This window comes from Pseudomonas sp. LS44 (assembly GCF_024730785.1).
Taxonomy (GTDB): Bacteria; Pseudomonadota; Gammaproteobacteria; order Pseudomonadales; family Pseudomonadaceae; genus Aquipseudomonas.
This window is the reverse complement of sequence record NZ_CP102830.1, coordinates 3,226,110-3,242,223: the sequence shown is the minus strand read 5'-3', so window position 1 is coordinate 3,242,223 and position 16,114 is coordinate 3,226,110. Positions and strand designations below refer to the sequence as shown.

The 16,114-nt window shown below is 60.8% G+C and carries 15 protein-coding genes; 14 read left to right on the top strand and 1 reads right to left on the bottom strand.

What is annotated here, in order from left to right:
- The first annotated feature begins 36 nt into the window (after positions 1-36).
- The 14 genes from hscA (at position 37) to NVV93_RS14425 (ending at position 14,055) form a co-directional block, all read left to right on the top strand.
- A complete protein-coding gene (gene hscA, locus NVV93_RS14490) occupies positions 37-1,902 on the top strand; it encodes a Fe-S protein assembly chaperone HscA (RefSeq protein ID WP_258251336.1) in 1,866 nt (621 codons plus the stop codon).
- A gap of 6 nt (positions 1,903-1,908) precedes the next feature.
- Positions 1,909-2,247 carry an ISC system 2Fe-2S type ferredoxin gene (fdx, locus tag NVV93_RS14485; protein WP_258251335.1) on the top strand — a complete coding sequence of 113 codons (339 nt, stop codon included), beginning with the start codon at positions 1,909-1,911 and terminating at the stop codon, positions 2,245-2,247.
- 21 nt (positions 2,248-2,268) lie between these two features.
- Positions 2,269-2,469, top strand: a complete 201-nt coding sequence (gene iscX / locus NVV93_RS14480) for a Fe-S cluster assembly protein IscX (protein ID WP_258251334.1) — start codon at positions 2,269-2,271, stop codon at positions 2,467-2,469.
- Between the two features lie 102 nt (positions 2,470-2,571).
- Positions 2,572-3,003 (top strand): nucleoside-diphosphate kinase, encoded by a 432-nt coding sequence (ndk, locus tag NVV93_RS14475; RefSeq protein WP_258251333.1) that lies wholly within the window; start codon positions 2,572-2,574, stop codon positions 3,001-3,003.
- 23 nt (positions 3,004-3,026) lie between these two features.
- The gene (gene rlmN, locus NVV93_RS14470; protein ID WP_258251332.1) at positions 3,027-4,175 is read left to right on the top strand and encodes a 23S rRNA (adenine(2503)-C(2))-methyltransferase RlmN; all 1,149 of its coding nucleotides are present in this window, start codon (positions 3,027-3,029) and stop codon (positions 4,173-4,175) included.
- Positions 4,176-4,186: 11 nt separating this feature from the next.
- Positions 4,187-4,948, top strand: a complete 762-nt coding sequence (gene pilW / locus NVV93_RS14465; RefSeq protein WP_258251331.1) for a type IV pilus biogenesis/stability protein PilW — start codon at positions 4,187-4,189, stop codon at positions 4,946-4,948.
- Positions 4,945-6,003, top strand: a complete 1,059-nt coding sequence (locus NVV93_RS14460) for a RodZ family helix-turn-helix domain-containing protein (protein WP_258251330.1) — start codon at positions 4,945-4,947, stop codon at positions 6,001-6,003. Before pilW ends, NVV93_RS14460 begins: the two co-directional genes overlap by 4 nt.
- 3 nt (positions 6,004-6,006) lie before the next feature.
- Positions 6,007-7,119 (top strand): flavodoxin-dependent (E)-4-hydroxy-3-methylbut-2-enyl-diphosphate synthase, encoded by a 1,113-nt coding sequence (gene ispG, locus NVV93_RS14455; RefSeq protein WP_258251329.1) that lies wholly within the window; start codon positions 6,007-6,009, stop codon positions 7,117-7,119.
- A gap of 144 nt (positions 7,120-7,263) precedes the next feature.
- Positions 7,264-8,553, top strand: coding sequence for a histidine--tRNA ligase (gene hisS, locus NVV93_RS14450; RefSeq protein ID WP_258251328.1), 1,290 nt, complete (start codon positions 7,264-7,266; stop codon positions 8,551-8,553).
- Positions 8,554-8,577: 24 nt separating this feature from the next.
- Positions 8,578-9,219 (top strand): tetratricopeptide repeat protein, encoded by a 642-nt coding sequence (locus NVV93_RS14445; protein ID WP_258251327.1) that lies wholly within the window; start codon positions 8,578-8,580, stop codon positions 9,217-9,219.
- Complete coding sequence (gene bamB, locus NVV93_RS14440) at positions 9,212-10,363, top strand: outer membrane protein assembly factor BamB (RefSeq protein WP_258251326.1); 1,152 nt, start codon at positions 9,212-9,214, stop codon at positions 10,361-10,363. Before NVV93_RS14445 ends, bamB begins: the two co-directional genes overlap by 8 nt.
- Positions 10,364-10,440: 77 nt before the next feature.
- Positions 10,441-11,910: a ribosome biogenesis GTPase Der gene (gene der / locus NVV93_RS14435; protein ID WP_258251325.1), complete on the top strand. Its 1,470-nt coding sequence runs from the start codon at positions 10,441-10,443 to the stop codon at positions 11,908-11,910.
- 132 nt (positions 11,911-12,042) lie between these two features.
- The gene (locus NVV93_RS14430; RefSeq protein WP_258251324.1) at positions 12,043-13,191 is read left to right on the top strand and encodes a pyridoxal phosphate-dependent aminotransferase; all 1,149 of its coding nucleotides are present in this window, start codon (positions 12,043-12,045) and stop codon (positions 13,189-13,191) included.
- Between the two features lie 81 nt (positions 13,192-13,272).
- Positions 13,273-14,055 (top strand): amidohydrolase, encoded by a 783-nt coding sequence (locus tag NVV93_RS14425; protein ID WP_258251323.1) that lies wholly within the window; start codon positions 13,273-13,275, stop codon positions 14,053-14,055.
- 130 nt (positions 14,056-14,185) lie between these two features.
- On the opposite strand, the gene leuA is transcribed toward NVV93_RS14425, so the two are convergent.
- Positions 14,186-15,856 carry a 2-isopropylmalate synthase gene (leuA, locus tag NVV93_RS14420; protein ID WP_258251322.1) on the bottom strand — a complete coding sequence of 557 codons (1,671 nt, stop codon included), beginning with the start codon at positions 15,854-15,856 and terminating at the stop codon, positions 14,186-14,188.
- Between the last annotated feature and the right edge of the window lie 258 nt (positions 15,857-16,114).

Here is a 16,114-nt window from a genome sequence, read left to right as displayed (position 1 = left end):
CGTCGCTTTTGTGGCGCGTCAGACAACCAGATTTCTATGGCCTTATTGCAGATTGCCGAACCCGGACAAAGCCCCCAGCCGCACCAGCGTCGTCTGGCGGTGGGGATTGATTTGGGTACTACCAATTCGCTGGTTGCCGCGGTACGTAGCGGTCTGGCCGCACCATTGCCCGATGACGAGGGGCGGGTGATTCTGCCGTCGGCAGTGCGTTATCACGCCGATCGTATCGAGGTTGGCCAGTCCGCCAAGGCCGCTGCAGCTAGCGATCCGCTGAATACCGTGCTGTCGGTAAAGCGTTTGGTCGGGCGTGGGCTGGCTGACGTCAAGCAGCTTGGCGACCAGTTGCCCTATCGCTTCGTCGATGGCCAGTCACATATGCCGTTCATCGAAACCATTCAGGGCCCCAAAAGCCCTGTGGAAGTGTCGGCCGATATTCTCAAGGCGCTGCGCCAGCGTGCCGAGGCCACCCTTGGCGGCGAGCTGGTAGGCGCAGTAATCACTGTGCCGGCCTATTTCGACGAGGCACAACGCCAGGCGACCAAAGACGCTGCGCGATTGGCTGGCTTGAGTGTGTTGCGTTTGCTCAATGAGCCAACTGCGGCAGCGGTCGCCTATGGCCTGGATCAGCAGGCTGAGGGGATTGTGGCGATTTACGATCTGGGCGGCGGCACGTTCGATATCTCCATCTTGCGTTTGTCGCGTGGCGTTTTCGAAGTCTTGGCTACCGGCGGTGATAGCGCGTTGGGTGGCGATGATTTCGATCATGCTATCGCCGGCTGGATCGTTGAGCAGGTCGGTTTGTCGGCTGATATCGACCCCGGTGCTCAGCGCAGCTTGTTGCAAAGCGCCTGCGCAGCGAAGGAAGCGCTGAGCGCTGCAGAGCAGGCGGATGTGGTGCATGGCAATTGGCGTGGCCAGCTGACTCGCGCGCATTTCGACGCCCTGATTGAGCCGTTTGTGCTGCGCAGCCTCAAGGCGTGCCGCCGCGCGGTACGCGATGCCGGCATCGAGATCGAAGATGTCGAGGCGGTGGTGATGGTCGGCGGCTCCACGCGTGTGCCGCGAGTGCGTGAGGCGGTTGCTGAGTTGTTCGCGCGTCCGCCGTTGACCGATATCGATCCGGATCAAGTGGTCGCCATTGGTGCAGCGATCCAGGCTGATACGCTGGCTGGCAACAAGCGTGATGATGGCGAAGAGTTGCTGTTGCTCGACGTGATCCCGCTGTCGCTGGGGCTGGAAACCATGGGTGGCCTGATGGAGCGGGTGATTCCGCGCAATACCACCATCCCGGTTGCGCGTGCGCAGGACTTCACCACATATAAAGACGGCCAAACGGCCATGATGATTCATGTCCTGCAGGGTGAGCGCGAGCTGATCAGCGCCTGCCGTTCGCTGGCGCGTTTTGAGCTGCGCGGCATTCCCCCAATGGTGGCGGGCGCGGCGAAGATTCGCGTGACCTTTCAGGTCGATGCCGATGGTTTGCTTAGTGTCGCGGCGCGCGAGCTGGGTTCTGGGGTTGAGTCGAGCATTCAGGTCAAGCCGTCCTATGGTTTGACCGATGGCGAAATCGCCAGAATGCTGCAGGATTCCTTTCAAAATGCGGGTGAGGACAAGGCGGCTCGGGCCTTGCGTGAGCATCAGGTGGATGCGGAGCGTTTGCTCGAAGCAGTGCGGTCGGCCCTTGACGCCGACGGCCAGCGCTTGCTTAGCGAGGACGAATTTGCCGCCATTACCGTGCAGATGAGTGCTCTGCGTGAGCTGCTGTCCGGTGACGATGGCATCGCCATCGAGCAGCAGACTAAGCGTCTTTCCCAGATTACCGATGCCTTCGCCGCACGGCGGATGGATGCCACCGTCAAGGCGGCCCTGGCTGGCCGCCGGCTCAACGAAATTGAGGATTAACTAGAAATGCCGCAAATCATTATCCTGCCGCATGCCGAACACTGCCCCGACGGTGTGGTGATCGAGGCGCAGCCAGGTGAAACGGTATTGAACGCTGCGCTACGCAGTGGCGTGGACATCGAGCACGCGTGCGAGAAATCCTGTGCGTGCACTACCTGCCACGTGATCGTGCGTGAAGGCTTCAATTCGCTGGAGGCCTCCGACGAGTTGGAGGACGACATGCTGGACAAGGCTTGGGGTCTGGAACCTAATTCGCGGTTGTCCTGCCAGGCAGTCGTGGCGGATCAAGACTTGGTGGTCGAGATTCCCAAATACACCATCAATCAAGTGTCCGAAGGGCACTGAGCCGGCCGTAGGAGCACGAGCATGAGTCTGAAGTGGGCTGATGTATTGGATATCGCGATCGAACTGGCGGAAAGCAAGCCGGATGTCGACCCGCGCTATGTCAATTTCGTCGATCTGCACCGTTGGGTGCTGCAGCTGCCGGATTTCAGCGACGACCCGCAGCGCGGCGGCGAGAAAGTTCTCGAAGCGATTCAGTCGGCCTGGATCGAAGAGTCCGACTGAGCAAACGGCGCCGCTGGGCGCAGACCTACGCATTTAACCGGAACCTGCGTATAATTCGCGGGTTTAATTTTTCGCTTTAATCCTTAGTTTCTGGAGTTTCTCATGGCTGTTCAACGCACTTTCTCCATCATCAAGCCTGACGCCGTTGCAAAAAACGTAGTGGGCGAGATCGTCACTCGTTTTGAAAAAGCCGGTCTGCGCGTCGTGGCCTCGAAGATGGTGCAACTGTCCGAGCGTGAGGCCGGTGGCTTCTACGCCGAGCACAGCGAGCGTGGCTTCTTCAAAGATCTGGTGGCCTTCATGGTTTCCGGTCCGGTTATCGTTCAAGTGCTGGAAGGTGAAAATGCCATCGCCAAAAACCGCGAACTGATGGGCGCTACCAACCCGAAAGAAGCTGCTGCCGGCACCATTCGCGCTGACTTCGCCGTATCCATCGACGAAAACGCCGTGCATGGCTCCGATTCCGAAGCCTCCGCCGCGCGCGAAATTGCTTACTTCTTCGCTGCTACTGAGGTTTGCGCGCGTATTCGCTAAGGCGAACTCGCGAGGATGAAGTCATGACTACTACCACCGGCAAAATCAATCTGTTGGGTCTGACCCAGCCTGAGATGGAAAAATTCTTCGAGTCTATCGGCGAGAAGCGTTTCCGTGCCGGCCAGGTAATGAAGTGGATTCATCATTTTGGCGTCGATGATTTCGACGCCATGAGCAATGTCGGCAAGGTCTTGCGCGAGAAGCTCAAGACCCATGCCGAGATTCGCGGCCCGGAAGTCGTCAGCCAGGACATCTCCAGCGATGGCACCCGCAAGTGGGTGGTACGCGTGGAATCGGGCAGCTGTGTCGAGACTGTGTACATCCCGCAGGGCAAACGCGGCACTTTGTGCGTGTCCTCGCAGGCCGGTTGCGCGCTGGATTGCAGCTTCTGCTCGACCGGCAAGCAAGGCTTCAATAGCAACCTCACCGCCGCCGAAGTAATCGGTCAGGTGTGGATTGCCAACAAATCCTTCGGCTCCGTGCCCGCGACCGTCGATCGCGCCATCACCAACGTGGTGATGATGGGTATGGGCGAGCCGTTACTGAATTTCGATAACGTAGTCGCCGCCATGCATCTGATGATGGATGACCTCGGCTATGGCATCTCCAAGCGCCGGGTGACGCTGTCCACCTCCGGCGTGGCACCGATGATCGATGAGCTGGCCAAGGTCATCGATGTGTCGCTGGCGCTGTCACTGCATGCGCCGAATGACGAGCTGCGTAACCAGCTGGTGCCGATCAACAAGAAGTATCCTTTGTCAATGCTGTTGGAAACCTGCAAGCGCTACATGTCGAGCCTCGGTGAGAAGCGCGTACTGACCATCGAGTACACACTGCTTAAAGATGTCAACGATCAGCATGAACACGCTGAGCAGATGATCGCATTGCTGAAAGACGTGCCTTGCAAGATCAACCTGATTCCCTTTAATCCTTTCCCGCATTCGGGATACGAGCGGCCGAGCAACAACGCCATCCGCCGTTTCCAGGATCAATTGCACCATGCCGGTTACAACGTCACCGTCCGCACTACGCGCGGTGAAGACATCGATGCGGCTTGTGGTCAGTTGGTCGGGCAGGTAATGGATCGCACTCGTCGAAGTGAGCGTTACATTGCTGTGCGTCAGTTGGCTAGCGAAACTGACGCACCCCGTACCGCTGCGAGTCGAACCTGAAGAGGATGTTCATGAGCTTGCGTCCTGCGCTGTTGCTGTTACTTGTCGGTGTACTGGTCGGCTGCGTGTCGTCCGGCAATGTCGATCCGATGAAAACAGATAAGGGGCGCGACAAAGCCCGCGATGCCTATGTCCAGCTGGGTATCGGCTATCTCCAGCAGGGTGCAACTGGCAAGGCCAAGCTGCCGTTGAAGAAAGCCCTGGAACTCGATCCTTCCAGTAGCGATGCGCACGCCGCGCTGGCGTTAGTCTTTCAGGCCGAGATGGAGCCGGAACTGGCGGATCAACATTTCCGTGAAGCCTTGGCCAAGAACGGTAAGGACTCACGCATCCTCAACAACTACGGTAGTTTCCTGTTCGAGCAGGGGCGCTATCCCGAGGCTATGGAGCGCTATCTGCAGGCGTCCCAGGACACCCTTTATCCTGAGCGCTCGCGGGTATTTGAAAACCTCGGCATGGTATCGCTGAAACTGAAGCAGCCAGAGCAGGCGGAAAAGTATTTCGAACGCGCGGTGCGACTGAACAGGCATCAGCCGCGTGCGCTATTGGAACTCGCCGAGTTGCATTTTCAGCGCAAGGAATATGTTCCGGCGCGGACGTTCTATGACACGTTCAGCCAACTGAGCGAACAGAGCGCGCGCAGCTTGCTGCTGGGTTCCCGTCTCGCGAGTATTTTCGAAGATCGTGACAAGGCCGCCAGTCTAGGCCTGCAACTCAAACGTCTTTATCCCGGCACGCCGGAATATCAGCAATACCTGTCGGAGCAACGATGAAAGCGGCGCATCCCGAAGCTGTGACGACTTCTCGCGTCAATCCAGGCGAGACCCTGCGCAAAGCCCGTGAAAACAAAGGCTGGAGTGTCACCGAGGTGGCCACTCAGTTGAATCTGACGGTCCAGCGGTTGACCCAGCTGGAAGGCGGGGAGTTCGATAAGCTGCCAGGCCATACCTTTGCGCGCGGTTATCTACGTGCCTATGCCAAGGTACTCGGGCTCGACCAAGCAGCAATCGTCGAAGAGTTCGACCGTTTCACAGGTACCGACGCGCGAGGCAGTAGCGTGCATGGCCTGGGGCGCATCGAGGAACCGGTGCGGTTGTCGCAAAACGTGCTGCGCTTTGTCAGCTTCGCCTTGCTCGTCGCGCTGGCTGGAGTCGGTTTCTTCTGGTGGCAGGATCAAGCGGATGATCGCGCTGCCGAACAGGGCGGTGTCAACATCGGGCACGTCGAAGTCGAAAGTGCCGACGGCACCACCCAGATTCATCCTCTGGACGAGCCAGAGGATCAAGCCGTGGTCGAAGCGCAGAGCGAAGGCCAAGCGCCCATTATCGAAGTATCGCCGGAATTGGCAGCCCAGCCTGAAGCCGAAGCTGTCCCGAGTGGCGCCGCGGCTGGGTCTAGCTCTGTCCTAGCGAACGCTACCGTTCCCAATCCGGTAGCCAGTGCTCAACTGCCAGCTCCTGCGGCATCGCCCGCACCGTCATTACCCAGCAATCCATCGCAACCGCTTCCGGCTCCCGCGCCGGTAACCGCTACAGCACCTGTGGCAGCAGTCCCCGCTCCAAGTGCGCCGGTGACTGCTGCCGAAGGGGAAGGCGTGGTGCGCCTGGGTTTCACGGCAAATTGCTGGATTCAGATTACCGATGCGCGTGGCAAGGTATTGGCCAGTGGTCTGCGCCGTCCCGGCGACAGCGTCGAAGCGGTCGGCAAAGCACCGCTGGAAGTGCGACTGGGCTTCGCCCGCGGCGCCCAGGTCAGTTACAACGGCCAGGCAGTGGATGTCGCGCCGTTTATCAGTGGCGAGACTGCACGCCTGAAGCTGGGGCAATGAGTCATGCACGGTGAATCTCCGATCAAACGTCGCGTTTCGCGAAAAATCTGGGTCGGCTCGGTAGCGGTAGGCGGCGATGCGCCGATTGCCGTGCAGAGCATGACCAATACCGATACCTGTGATGTCGCTGCCACGGTCGGCCAGATTCGCCGCCTGGAAGAAGCGGGCGCCGATATTGTGCGTGTCTCGGTGCCGGATATGGACGCCGCCGAAGCATTCGGCAAGATCAAGCAGCAGGTACAGGTGCCGCTGGTTGCCGACATCCATTTCGATTATCGGATCGCCCTGCGCGTGGCTGAACTGGGTGTCGATTGCCTTCGGATCAACCCGGGCAATATCGGTCGCGAAGACCGGGTCCGGGCGGTGGTCGAGGCCGCGCGCGACAAGGGCATCCCGATTCGGATCGGCGTGAATGCCGGTTCGTTGGAAAAGGATCTGCAGAAGAAATACGGCGAGCCGACTCCGGCTGCGCTGGTCGAGTCCGCGTTGCGGCATGTGGAACATTTGGATCGGCTGAATTTCCCGGATTTCAAGGTCAGCGTGAAGGCCTCTGACGTGTTCATGGCCGTCGAAGCCTATCGCCTGCTTGCCAAGCAGATCGAGCAGCCGTTGCACTTGGGTATCACCGAAGCGGGCGGTCTGCGCTCGGGTACGGTGAAATCCGCGGTTGGCCTCGGCATGCTGCTGGCCGATGGCATCGGTGACACCATCCGCATCTCCTTGGCGGCGGATCCGGTGGAGGAGGTCAAAGTCGGTTACGACATCCTCAAGTCCCTGCATCTGCGATCTCGGGGGATCAATTTCATCGCCTGTCCGAGTTGCTCGCGGCAGAACTTCGACGTGGTGAAAACCATGAACGAACTGGAAGGGCGCTTGGAAGATCTGCTGGTACCGCTGGATGTCGCCGTGATCGGTTGCGTGGTCAACGGCCCCGGCGAAGCCAAGGAAGCGCACATTGGCCTGACCGGCGGTACGCCGAACAACCTTATCTACATCGACGGCAAGCCGGCGCAGAAGCTGGGTAATACCAATCTGGTGGACGAGCTGGAAAAGCTGATCCGCCAGAAAGCGGCCGAGAAGGTCGAAGCCGATGCGGCGCTGATCGCCCGCGGCTGAAAATAAGCCTGGTCTGCGCGTCGCGAGCGCGGGCAGGAAGGACTGGCGAGAACAGCGCGGTCTGCGAACCGTAAAAGTGAGTATTTCGAGCCTGCTTGATGCGGCGCGAAGCCGCGTTAACAAGCAGGTTTTTAAGGATTCCGTGTGAGCAAGACTTTGCAAGCCATTCGTGGCATGAACGACATCCTGCCGGATCAGAGCCCGCTCTGGCGGTATTTCGAAGGCACCGTGGCAAGCCTGCTGGATGGCTACGGCTATCGGCAGATTCGTATGCCGATCGTCGAAGCCACCGAGCTGTTCAAGCGCTCCATCGGCGAGGTCACCGATATCGTCGAGAAGGAGATGTATACCTTCGATGATCGTAACGGCGACTCACTGACCCTGCGTCCGGAAGGCACGGCGAGCTGTGTGCGAGCGGTGCTCGAACATGGCTTGAGCAACAACGGCCAGGTGCAGAAGCTCTGGTACATCGGCCCGATGTTTCGTCACGAACGTCCGCAGAAAGGTCGGTACCGGCAGTTCCACCAGATCGGTGTGGAGGTTTTCAATCTCGCCGGTCCGGATATCGATGCCGAACTGATTCTTCTGACCTGGCGTCTGTGGGGTGTGCTGGGTATCCGTGATGCGGTGACTCTGGAGCTCAATAGCCTGGGCACCAGCGAGGCGCGTGCGACCTACCGGAATGCCTTGGTCGATTACCTGGCGGTGCGCGGCGAGCAGCTTGATGAAGATAGCAAGCGTCGCCTGGCTACCAACCCGCTGCGTATCCTCGACAGCAAAGTGCCGGAAACTCAGGCGCTGCTGGTCGATGCGCCGAAGTTGGCCAATTACCTCGATGACGAATCGCAGGTGCATTTTGACGGGCTCAAGGCGCGCCTGGATGCCGCCGGTATTCCCTACGTCATCAACACCAAGCTGGTGCGCGGGCTCGACTACTACAGCAAAACCGTCTTCGAGTGGGTCACCGATCAGCTCGGTGCCCAAGGCACCGTCTGTGCCGGTGGCCGTTACGACGGCCTGGTCGAGCAGATGGGCGGCAAACCGACCACTGGCGTGGGCTTTGCCATGGGTATCGAACGCCTGATCCTGCTGCTGGAAACCTTGCAGCAGGTGCCGGAGGCGATCAATCGTCAGGTGGATGTGTATCTTTGCGCGCTGGGCGAGGCTGCCGAGCTGGAAGGCCTGGCGCTGGCCGAGCGCTTGCGCGATCAGCTGCCGGGCCTGCGTTTGCAGGTGAACGCTGGCGCGGGCAATTTCAAGACGCAACTGAAAAAGGCCGACAAGAGTGGCGCGTTGTACGCCCTGGTAATGGGTGAAGACGAGTTGGTCCAGCAAGTGATAGGTTTCAAACCCCTGCGTGGCCAGGGGGAACAAGACAATATTGCCTGGGCGGGTTTATCCCAGCACCTGGCGGCCTGCCTCAAGCAGGCGTGAGCACTTAGCGAAAGGAGTATTGGGGTGTCGAGTACCGAAGATGAACAGCTGGCGCAAATCCAGGATTGGTGGCAGCGCAATGGCAAACCCCTGCTGACTGGCGGCGCTCTGGCGTTGGTAGTGGTATTCGGTTGGCAAGCCTGGCAGAAGTACCAGACCAATCAGGCGCACGGCGCTTCGATGCTCTATCAGCAACTGCTGGAGACCACCTTTACCCCGAGCGGCGCGCCTGATGCTGCGCGGGTAAGCGAGTTGGCCGGCAAGCTGAAGAGTGAGTATGCCGGCAGTTACTACGCCCAATACGGTGCCCTGTTCGTCGCCAAAGTCGCGGTGGATTCCGGCAAGCTGGATGATGCTGTCACCGAACTGCAGCCGGTCGTGAACAAGCCCGCCGATGAAACCCTCGGTGAGCTGGCGCGTCAGCGTCTGGCTCGCGTGTTGTCCGCACAAGGCAAAACCGAAGAAGCGCTCAAGCTGCTCGATGGCGAAGGTGACAAAGCGTTTTTGGCCAGTCGTGAAGAGCTGCGTGGCGATTTGCTCGCCAAGCTTGGCCGCACCGACGAGGCGCATGCCGCATATAACAAGGCTAAGGAATCACTGTCCGACGATGCGGCAGTGGGCAGCCTGCAAATGAAACTCGACGACCTGGCGAAAGGGGATGCGTGACGTGATGCGCTGGAAATATGCCGCACTGCTGGCCATCGCCGTTCTCGCGACTGGTTGCAGCAGCAACAGTAAGAAGGACTTACCACCTGCCGAGTTGCCGGACTTCACTGAAGAGGTCGAGTTGAAGACCGAGTGGAGCCGCTCCATCGGCGACGGTCAGGGCGATACCTACAACATGCTGGTGCCGGCCATCGACGGCGACAGCATCTTTGCTGCCGACGTCAACGGCGAAGTCGTGGCCATGAACCGCACCAGCGGTGACGTGCTCTGGAAGCAGGATCTCGATCTGCCGGTTTCCGGTGCGGTCGGTGCGGGTTCCGGGCTGGTGTTGCTCGGCACTCTGCGCGGCGAAGTAGTCGCCCTCGACAGTGCTTCTGGCGAAGAAAAATGGCGTGCACGGGTCACCAGTGAAGTGCTGGCGCCGCCGGCCACCAACGGTGACGTGGTAATCGTGCAGACCCAGGACGATCGGGTGATCGCTCTGGACGCCGCAACCGGCACTCAGCGTTGGGTATTCGACAACACGCCGGCGGTGCTAACCCTGCGCGGTACCAGCGCACCGCTGGTCACCAGCCGACTGGCGATCGCCGGCCTGTCCAGCGGCAAAGTCATTGCCCTGGATACCCAGCGCGGCTTGCCGGTGTGGGAACAGCGCGTGGCCGTGCCGCAAGGCCGTTCCGAACTGGACCGCATCGTCGATATCGACGGTGGTCTGCTGCTGTCCGGCAACACCCTCTACGTCACCAGCTACCAGGGTCGCGTCGCCGGGCTGGATCTGGATAGCGGGCGGATTTTGTGGCAGCGCGAAGCGTCCAGCTATGTCGGCCTGGCCGAAGGGGTGGGTAGCGTTTACGTGAGCCAGGCCAGTGGCACCATCGAAAGCATCGACGAGCGCTCTACTTCGTCGCTGTGGAGCAACGATGCGCTGGCGCGTCGTCAACTGTCGGCGCCGGAAGTGTTTTCCAGCTATGTGGCCTTCGGTGATTTCGAGGGTTACCTGCACCTGGTGAGCCAGACCGACGGTCGCTTCGTCGGCCGCGAGCGGATCGACAGCGATGGCCTGCGGGCTCGTCCGTTGGTGGTCGGCGATTGGCTGTATGTCTACGGCAATGGCGGCAAGCTGGTCGCACTGACCATCCGCTAAGCTGTGATTTAGTGTCCGGCCGCTGCCGTTTCACGGCAGCGGCCTTTGTGTTTTCTGAAATTGACTGGAGGGGCCTCATGGTTCCCGTTATCGCCCTGGTGGGCCGCCCGAACGTGGGCAAATCCACCTTGTTCAACCGCCTGACTAGGAGTCGCGACGCTATCGTCGGGGATCTTTCCGGTCTGACTCGTGATCGCCAGTACGGTGAGGCGCGTTGGCAGGGGCGTACTTACATCGTGATCGACACCGGTGGTATCTCCGGCGACGAAGAAGGTATCGACGCGAAAATGGCCGAGCAGTCCCTGCAAGCCATCGAAGAAGCCGACATCGTTCTGTTCATGGTCGACGCGCGGGCCGGCCTGTCGGCCGCGGATCAGATGATCGGCGAGCATTTGCGCCGGCGTAACAAGCAAAGCTATTTGATCGCCAACAAGGTCGACAACCTCGATCCGGACCTGGCGCGCGCCGAGTTCAGCCCGATGGGCCTTGGCGATGCATTGCCGATCGCCGGTGCGCACGGTCGCGGCATCACGCAGATGATGGAAGCGGTGCTCGGTCACTACCCGCGCGACGATCAGGACCAGGAAGAGGCGCTGGCCGAAGAGGTCGCCGAAGGCCAGGAAGCCAAGCGCATCCCCGGCCCGAGCGAGAAAGATGGCATCAAGATCGCCATCATCGGCCGTCCCAACGTGGGCAAGTCGACGCTGGTCAACCGCATGCTCGGCGAGGATCGGGTCATCGTCTATGACCATCCCGGTACCACGCGCGACAGCATCTATATCCCCTTCGAGCGCGAAGGTGAGAAGTACACCTTCATCGACACCGCCGGCGTGCGCCGGCGCGGCAAGATCAACGAGGCCGTCGAGAAGTTCTCGGTGGTCAAGACGCTGCAGGCGATCCAAGACTCCAACGTGGTGATCTTCGTCATGGATGCCCGCGAAGGAGTGGTCGACCACGACCTCAACCTGCTCGGCTTCGTGCTGGAAACCGGCCGGTCGCTGGTGATCGCGCTGAACAAGTGGGACGGCATGGAGCCAGGCGAGCGCGACTACGTGAAGGTCGAGCTGGAGCGCCGGCTGTTCTTCGTCGACTTCGCCGACATCCACTTCATTTCTGCGCTGCACGGTACTGGTGTCGGCCATCTGTACAAGTCGGTCCAGGCGGCCTTCAAATCGGCGATCACCCGCTGGCCGACCAGCCGGCTGACGCAGATTCTCGAAGATGCCGTGAAAGAGCACCAACCGCCAATGGTCAATAACCGCCGCATCAAGCTGCGTTATGCCCACCTGGGTGGCGCCAACCCGCCGCTGATCGTGATCCACGGTAACCAGGTCGACGCGGTGCCCAAGTCGTACTCGCGCTATCTGGAGAACACCTACCGGCGGGTACTCAAGCTGGTCGGCACGCCGATCCGCATCGAGTACAAGGGTGGCGAAAACCCCTACGAGGGCAAGAAGAACACGCTGACCGACCGCCAGGTGAACAAGAAGCGTCGCCTGATGAGCCACCACAAGAAGGCCGACAAGAAGCGTCGCGACAAACGCTGAGTTCTCAGCGCGATCTGCCAAAGGCGTAGAAGCATTGCTTCTGCGCCTTTTTCATTGGTGCAGCTGCTGCGTGCGGCGTCGACCATCGGCTATCCTCGCCGCTCGCGTCACGTCAGAAGGAGCGCCGCACGCATGCTCACCAGCAAGTTGCCCAATGTCGGTACCACCATCTTCACCCGCATGTCCCAGCTCGCCGCACAAACCGGCGCGCTCAACCTGTCGCAAGGCTTTCCCGATTTCGATAGCCCGCTCGCCCTGCGCGAGGCGGTAAGTCGGCATATCGCCGCCGGTCACAATCAATACGCGCCAATGAGCGGTTTGCCGGCGCTGCGCCAAGAGGTGGCGGCCAAGGTCCTGGCGCTGTATGGCCGCGCCGCCGATTTCGACAGCGAAGTGACCATCGTCCCGGGCGCTACCGAAGCGATCTTTTGCGCCGTGCAGGCGCTGATCCACCCGGGCGACGAGGCCATCGTTCTCGATCCGTGTTACGACAGCTATGAGCCCTCGGTGGAGCTGGCCGGCGGGCGCTGCGTGCATGTGCCGTTGGCGCTGCCGGATTTCGCCGTGGACTGGCAGCGCCTGGCCGATGCCATCACCCCGCGCACCCGGCTGATCTTCATCAACTCGCCGCACAACCCCAGCGGCGCATTGCTGTCGCGCGGTGATCTGGATCGCCTGGCGGCGCTGATTCGCGATCGCGACATCCATGTGATCAGCGACGAGGTCTACGAACATCTGGTGTTCGACGGCGTGCAGCACGCCAGCGTATTGGCCCACGATGAGTTGTATCAGCGCGCCTTTGTGGTCAGCTCATTCGGCAAGACTTATCACGTCACCGGCTGGAAGACCGGCTACGTGGTGGCGCCGCCGGCGCTGACCGCGGAGCTGCGCAAGATCCATCAGTACGTGACGTTTTGTGGGGTGACACCGCTGCAGGCCGCGCTGGCCGACTTCATGGTCGAGCATCCGGAGCACATCACGCAGCTGCCGGCCTTCTATCAGACCAAGCGCGACTTGTTCTGCGACCTGCTGGCGATCTCGCGCTTCACTTTCAGGCGCGCCGCTGGCACCTATTTTCAGCTGGCTGACTATTCGGCAATTCGCCCCGAGTTGAGCGATATGCAGATGGCCGAGTGGCTGACCCGCGAGCACGGCGTGGCCGCAATTCCGGTCTCGGTCTTCTATCAGAACCCGCCGCGCGACCTGCGGCTGGTGCGCTTCTGTTTCGCCAAGCGCGAAGAGACCTTGCGCCAGGCGGCGGAAAAGCTTTGTGCGGTCTAATGCTGCTCTGTAGGAGCGAATTTATTCGTGATATCGCGGATCGCGAATGAATTCGCTCCTACACCGCTCAATGGAGGCGACATGAACAAACCTGACCTCAAGCTGGCGCTGATCCAGACCCGCCTGGCCTGGCACGATCCAGCGGCCAACCATGCGCACTTTCACGCCTTACTCGAGCAAGCGCGCGGCGCAGACTTGGTTGTCCTGCCGGAAATGTTCACTACCGGTTTTTCCATGGACTCGGCGACCCTGGCCGAGCCGGAGGAGGGGCCGACCTACGCCTGGCTGCGCGAGCAGGCGCGCCGCTTGGATGCGGTGGTCACCGGTAGCCTGATCGTCCAGGCCGCCGACGGCAGTCATCGCAACCGCCTGCTGTGGGCGCGCCCGGACGGTGAGGTGCTGCACTACGACAAACGCCACCTGTTCCGCATGGCCGGCGAGCACAAGCATTACACCCCCGGCGAGCGCCAGGTGTTGCTGGAGATTAAGGGGTGGCGGGTGCGTCCACTGATCTGCTACGACCTGCGTTTTCCGGTGTGGAGCCGAGACCCGCACGATACCGACTTGCTGCTGTATACCGCCAACTGGCCAGCCGCGCGGCGCCATCATTGGAACCGTCTACTGCCGGCGCGGGCGATCGAAAACCTCTGCTATGTGGCGGCGGTCAATCGGGTCGGCACCGACGGCAAGGGCCATCCCTACAGCGGCGACAGCCAGGTGCTGGACTTCCAGGGCGAGAGCCTGCTGAACGCGGGGGAGGGCGACGGGGTGTTCCGTGTGCGTCTCGACGCAGCGGCGCTGGCCGCCTACTGCGAGCGCTTCCCGGCGCATCTGGATGCCGATTGTTTCGAACTGAAACCGTAGGATGGGTTGAGCGCAGCGATACCCATGAGTCCGCTTGATGGGTATCGCAGGCTCAACCCATCCTACGACTTCGCGAACCGCACAAAAAATAACGCCGGGCAGTGCCCGGCGTTGTTGTAACTGCGGTCGCTTAGGCGGCTTGTGCCTCGGCCTGGCTGATGGCGCGGTTCAGGGCGCTGAACAAGGCACGGAAGCTTGCCGTGGTGATGTTTTCGTCGATGCCGATGCCGTGCAGCGCGCGACCACCGTCGACGCGCAGCTCGATGTAGGCCGCTGCCTTGGCGTTGGTGCCGGCGCCGATCGAGTGCTCGGAGTAGTCCATGATCTCGACTTTCTCCGGCAGACTGGCCACCAGCGCTTCCAGCGGGCCATTGCCCATGCCACGCCAGTGCTGGGTTTCACCCTTGACGCTGACTTCGATATCCACGGCGCTGGTGCCGTTCTCTTCCTGCAGGCGATGGCCTTTCAGGGCGTACGGCACGGTGGCCTTGAGGTACTCGTTTTCCAGCAGTTCGTAGATCTGTTTGGCGCTCATTTCCAGGCCCAGGCGGTCGGTCTCGCCCTGGACCACCTGGCTGAACTCGATCTGCGTGCGGCGCGGCAGGCTGATGCCGTATTCCTGCTCGAGCAGGAAGGTGATGCCGCCCTTGCCGGACTGGCTGTTGACGCGGATCACCGCCTCGTAGCTGCGGCCGATGTCAGCCGGGTCGATCGGCAGGTATGGGACCTCCCAGACTCCGTCGCTCTTCTGCTGGGCGAAGCCCTTGCGGATCGCGTCCTGGTGCGAGCCGGAGAACGCGGTGTGGACCAGATCGCCGACATACGGATGACGTGGATGCACCGGCAGCTGGTTGCATTCCTCGACCACCTTGCGCACGCCGTCGATGTCGGAGAAGTCCAGGCCAGGGTGCATGCCCTGGGTGTACATGTTCAGCGCCAGGGTGACCAGATCGACGTTGCCGGTGCGCTCGCCGTTACCAAACAGGCAGCCTTCGACGCGATCGGCACCGGCCATAAGACCCAGCTCGGTGGCGGCCACGCCGGTGCCACGGTCGTTGTGGGTGTGCAGGCTGATCAGCACGCTGTCGCGGCGGCTAATGTGGCGGCCGAACCATTCGATCTGGTCGGCATAGATGTTTGGCGTGGCGACTTCCACGGTGGCCGGCAGGTTGAGGATCACCTTGTTCTGCGGGGTCGGTTGCCAGACGTTGAGCACCGCGTCGCAGACCTGTACGGCGAACTCCAGCTCGGTGGAGGTGAAGATCTCTGGCGAGTACTGGAAGGTCCACTCGGTTTCCGGCTGCTGCGCGGCGAGCTTCTTGATCAGCTTGGCGGCGTTCACCGCGATGTCGACCACGCCTTGCTTGTCCTGGTTGAAGACGATGCGGCGGAACGCCGGGGCGGTGGCGTTGTAGACGTGGACGATGGCTTTCTTGGCGCCTTTCAGCGATTCCATGGTGCGGATAATCAGGTCGTCACGCGCCTGGGTCAGCACCTGGATGGTGGTGTCGTCCGGGATGTGGCCGCCTTCGATCAGTTCGCGGACGAAGTTGAAATCGGTATCGGAAGCGGACGGGAAGGCCACCTCGATCTGCTTGACGCCGACCTGCACCAGGGTCTTGAAGAAGCGCATCTTCTTCGCCGAATCCATCGGCTCGATCAGCGACTGGTTGCCGTCGCGCAGGTCAGAGCTGCACCAGATCGGCACCTCGGTGATGGTTTTCGACGGCCAGGTGCGATCCGGCAGATTGATCGCCGGGAAGGCGCGGTATTTGTTCGAGGGGTCGTTCAGCATGCTCATGGGGAATCCTTTTTCTTCGCGGCCTGGCGGTGGCCGATCAGCTAAATACGTGAATATCGATCAGGCGTGCATTGAGCACTGCAGTCGTGGACTGACCAGCGTCAGGCAGGCGTGTTGCCGCAGCAAAATGAGGGTATGGGCGATATGCATGAAGCCAACCCTAAGCGCATAGGTTAAAGCTGGCAAGCATTGCGAAAAAAACGACGAATCCTGTCTTCAAATGTGAGTTTTAGAGACTTTATTGCTGGCAACCCTGTA

Excerpts from the sequence above, each read along its gene's own strand:
- ndk (WP_258251333.1), top strand. The coding sequence starts at position 2,572 with ATGGCTGTTCAACGCACTTTCTCCATCATCAAGCCTGACGCCGTTGCA.
- leuA (WP_258251322.1), bottom strand. The coding sequence starts at position 15,856 with ATGAGCATGCTGAACGACCCCTCGAACAAATACCGCGCCTTCCCGGCG.
- ispG (WP_258251329.1), top strand. The coding sequence starts at position 6,007 with ATGCACGGTGAATCTCCGATCAAACGTCGCGTTTCGCGAAAAATCTGG.
- der (WP_258251325.1), top strand. The coding sequence starts at position 10,441 with ATGGTTCCCGTTATCGCCCTGGTGGGCCGCCCGAACGTGGGCAAATCC.
- fdx (WP_258251335.1), top strand. The coding sequence starts at position 1,909 with ATGCCGCAAATCATTATCCTGCCGCATGCCGAACACTGCCCCGACGGT.
- hscA (WP_258251336.1), top strand. The coding sequence starts at position 37 with ATGGCCTTATTGCAGATTGCCGAACCCGGACAAAGCCCCCAGCCGCAC.
- rlmN (WP_258251332.1), top strand. The coding sequence starts at position 3,027 with ATGACTACTACCACCGGCAAAATCAATCTGTTGGGTCTGACCCAGCCT.
- NVV93_RS14460 (WP_258251330.1), top strand. The coding sequence starts at position 4,945 with ATGAAAGCGGCGCATCCCGAAGCTGTGACGACTTCTCGCGTCAATCCA.
- NVV93_RS14430 (WP_258251324.1), top strand. The coding sequence starts at position 12,043 with ATGCTCACCAGCAAGTTGCCCAATGTCGGTACCACCATCTTCACCCGC.
- pilW (WP_258251331.1), top strand. The coding sequence starts at position 4,187 with ATGAGCTTGCGTCCTGCGCTGTTGCTGTTACTTGTCGGTGTACTGGTC.
- bamB (WP_258251326.1), top strand. The coding sequence starts at position 9,212 with ATGCGTGACGTGATGCGCTGGAAATATGCCGCACTGCTGGCCATCGCC.
- NVV93_RS14425 (WP_258251323.1), top strand. The coding sequence starts at position 13,273 with ATGAACAAACCTGACCTCAAGCTGGCGCTGATCCAGACCCGCCTGGCC.
- iscX (WP_258251334.1), top strand. The coding sequence starts at position 2,269 with ATGAGTCTGAAGTGGGCTGATGTATTGGATATCGCGATCGAACTGGCG.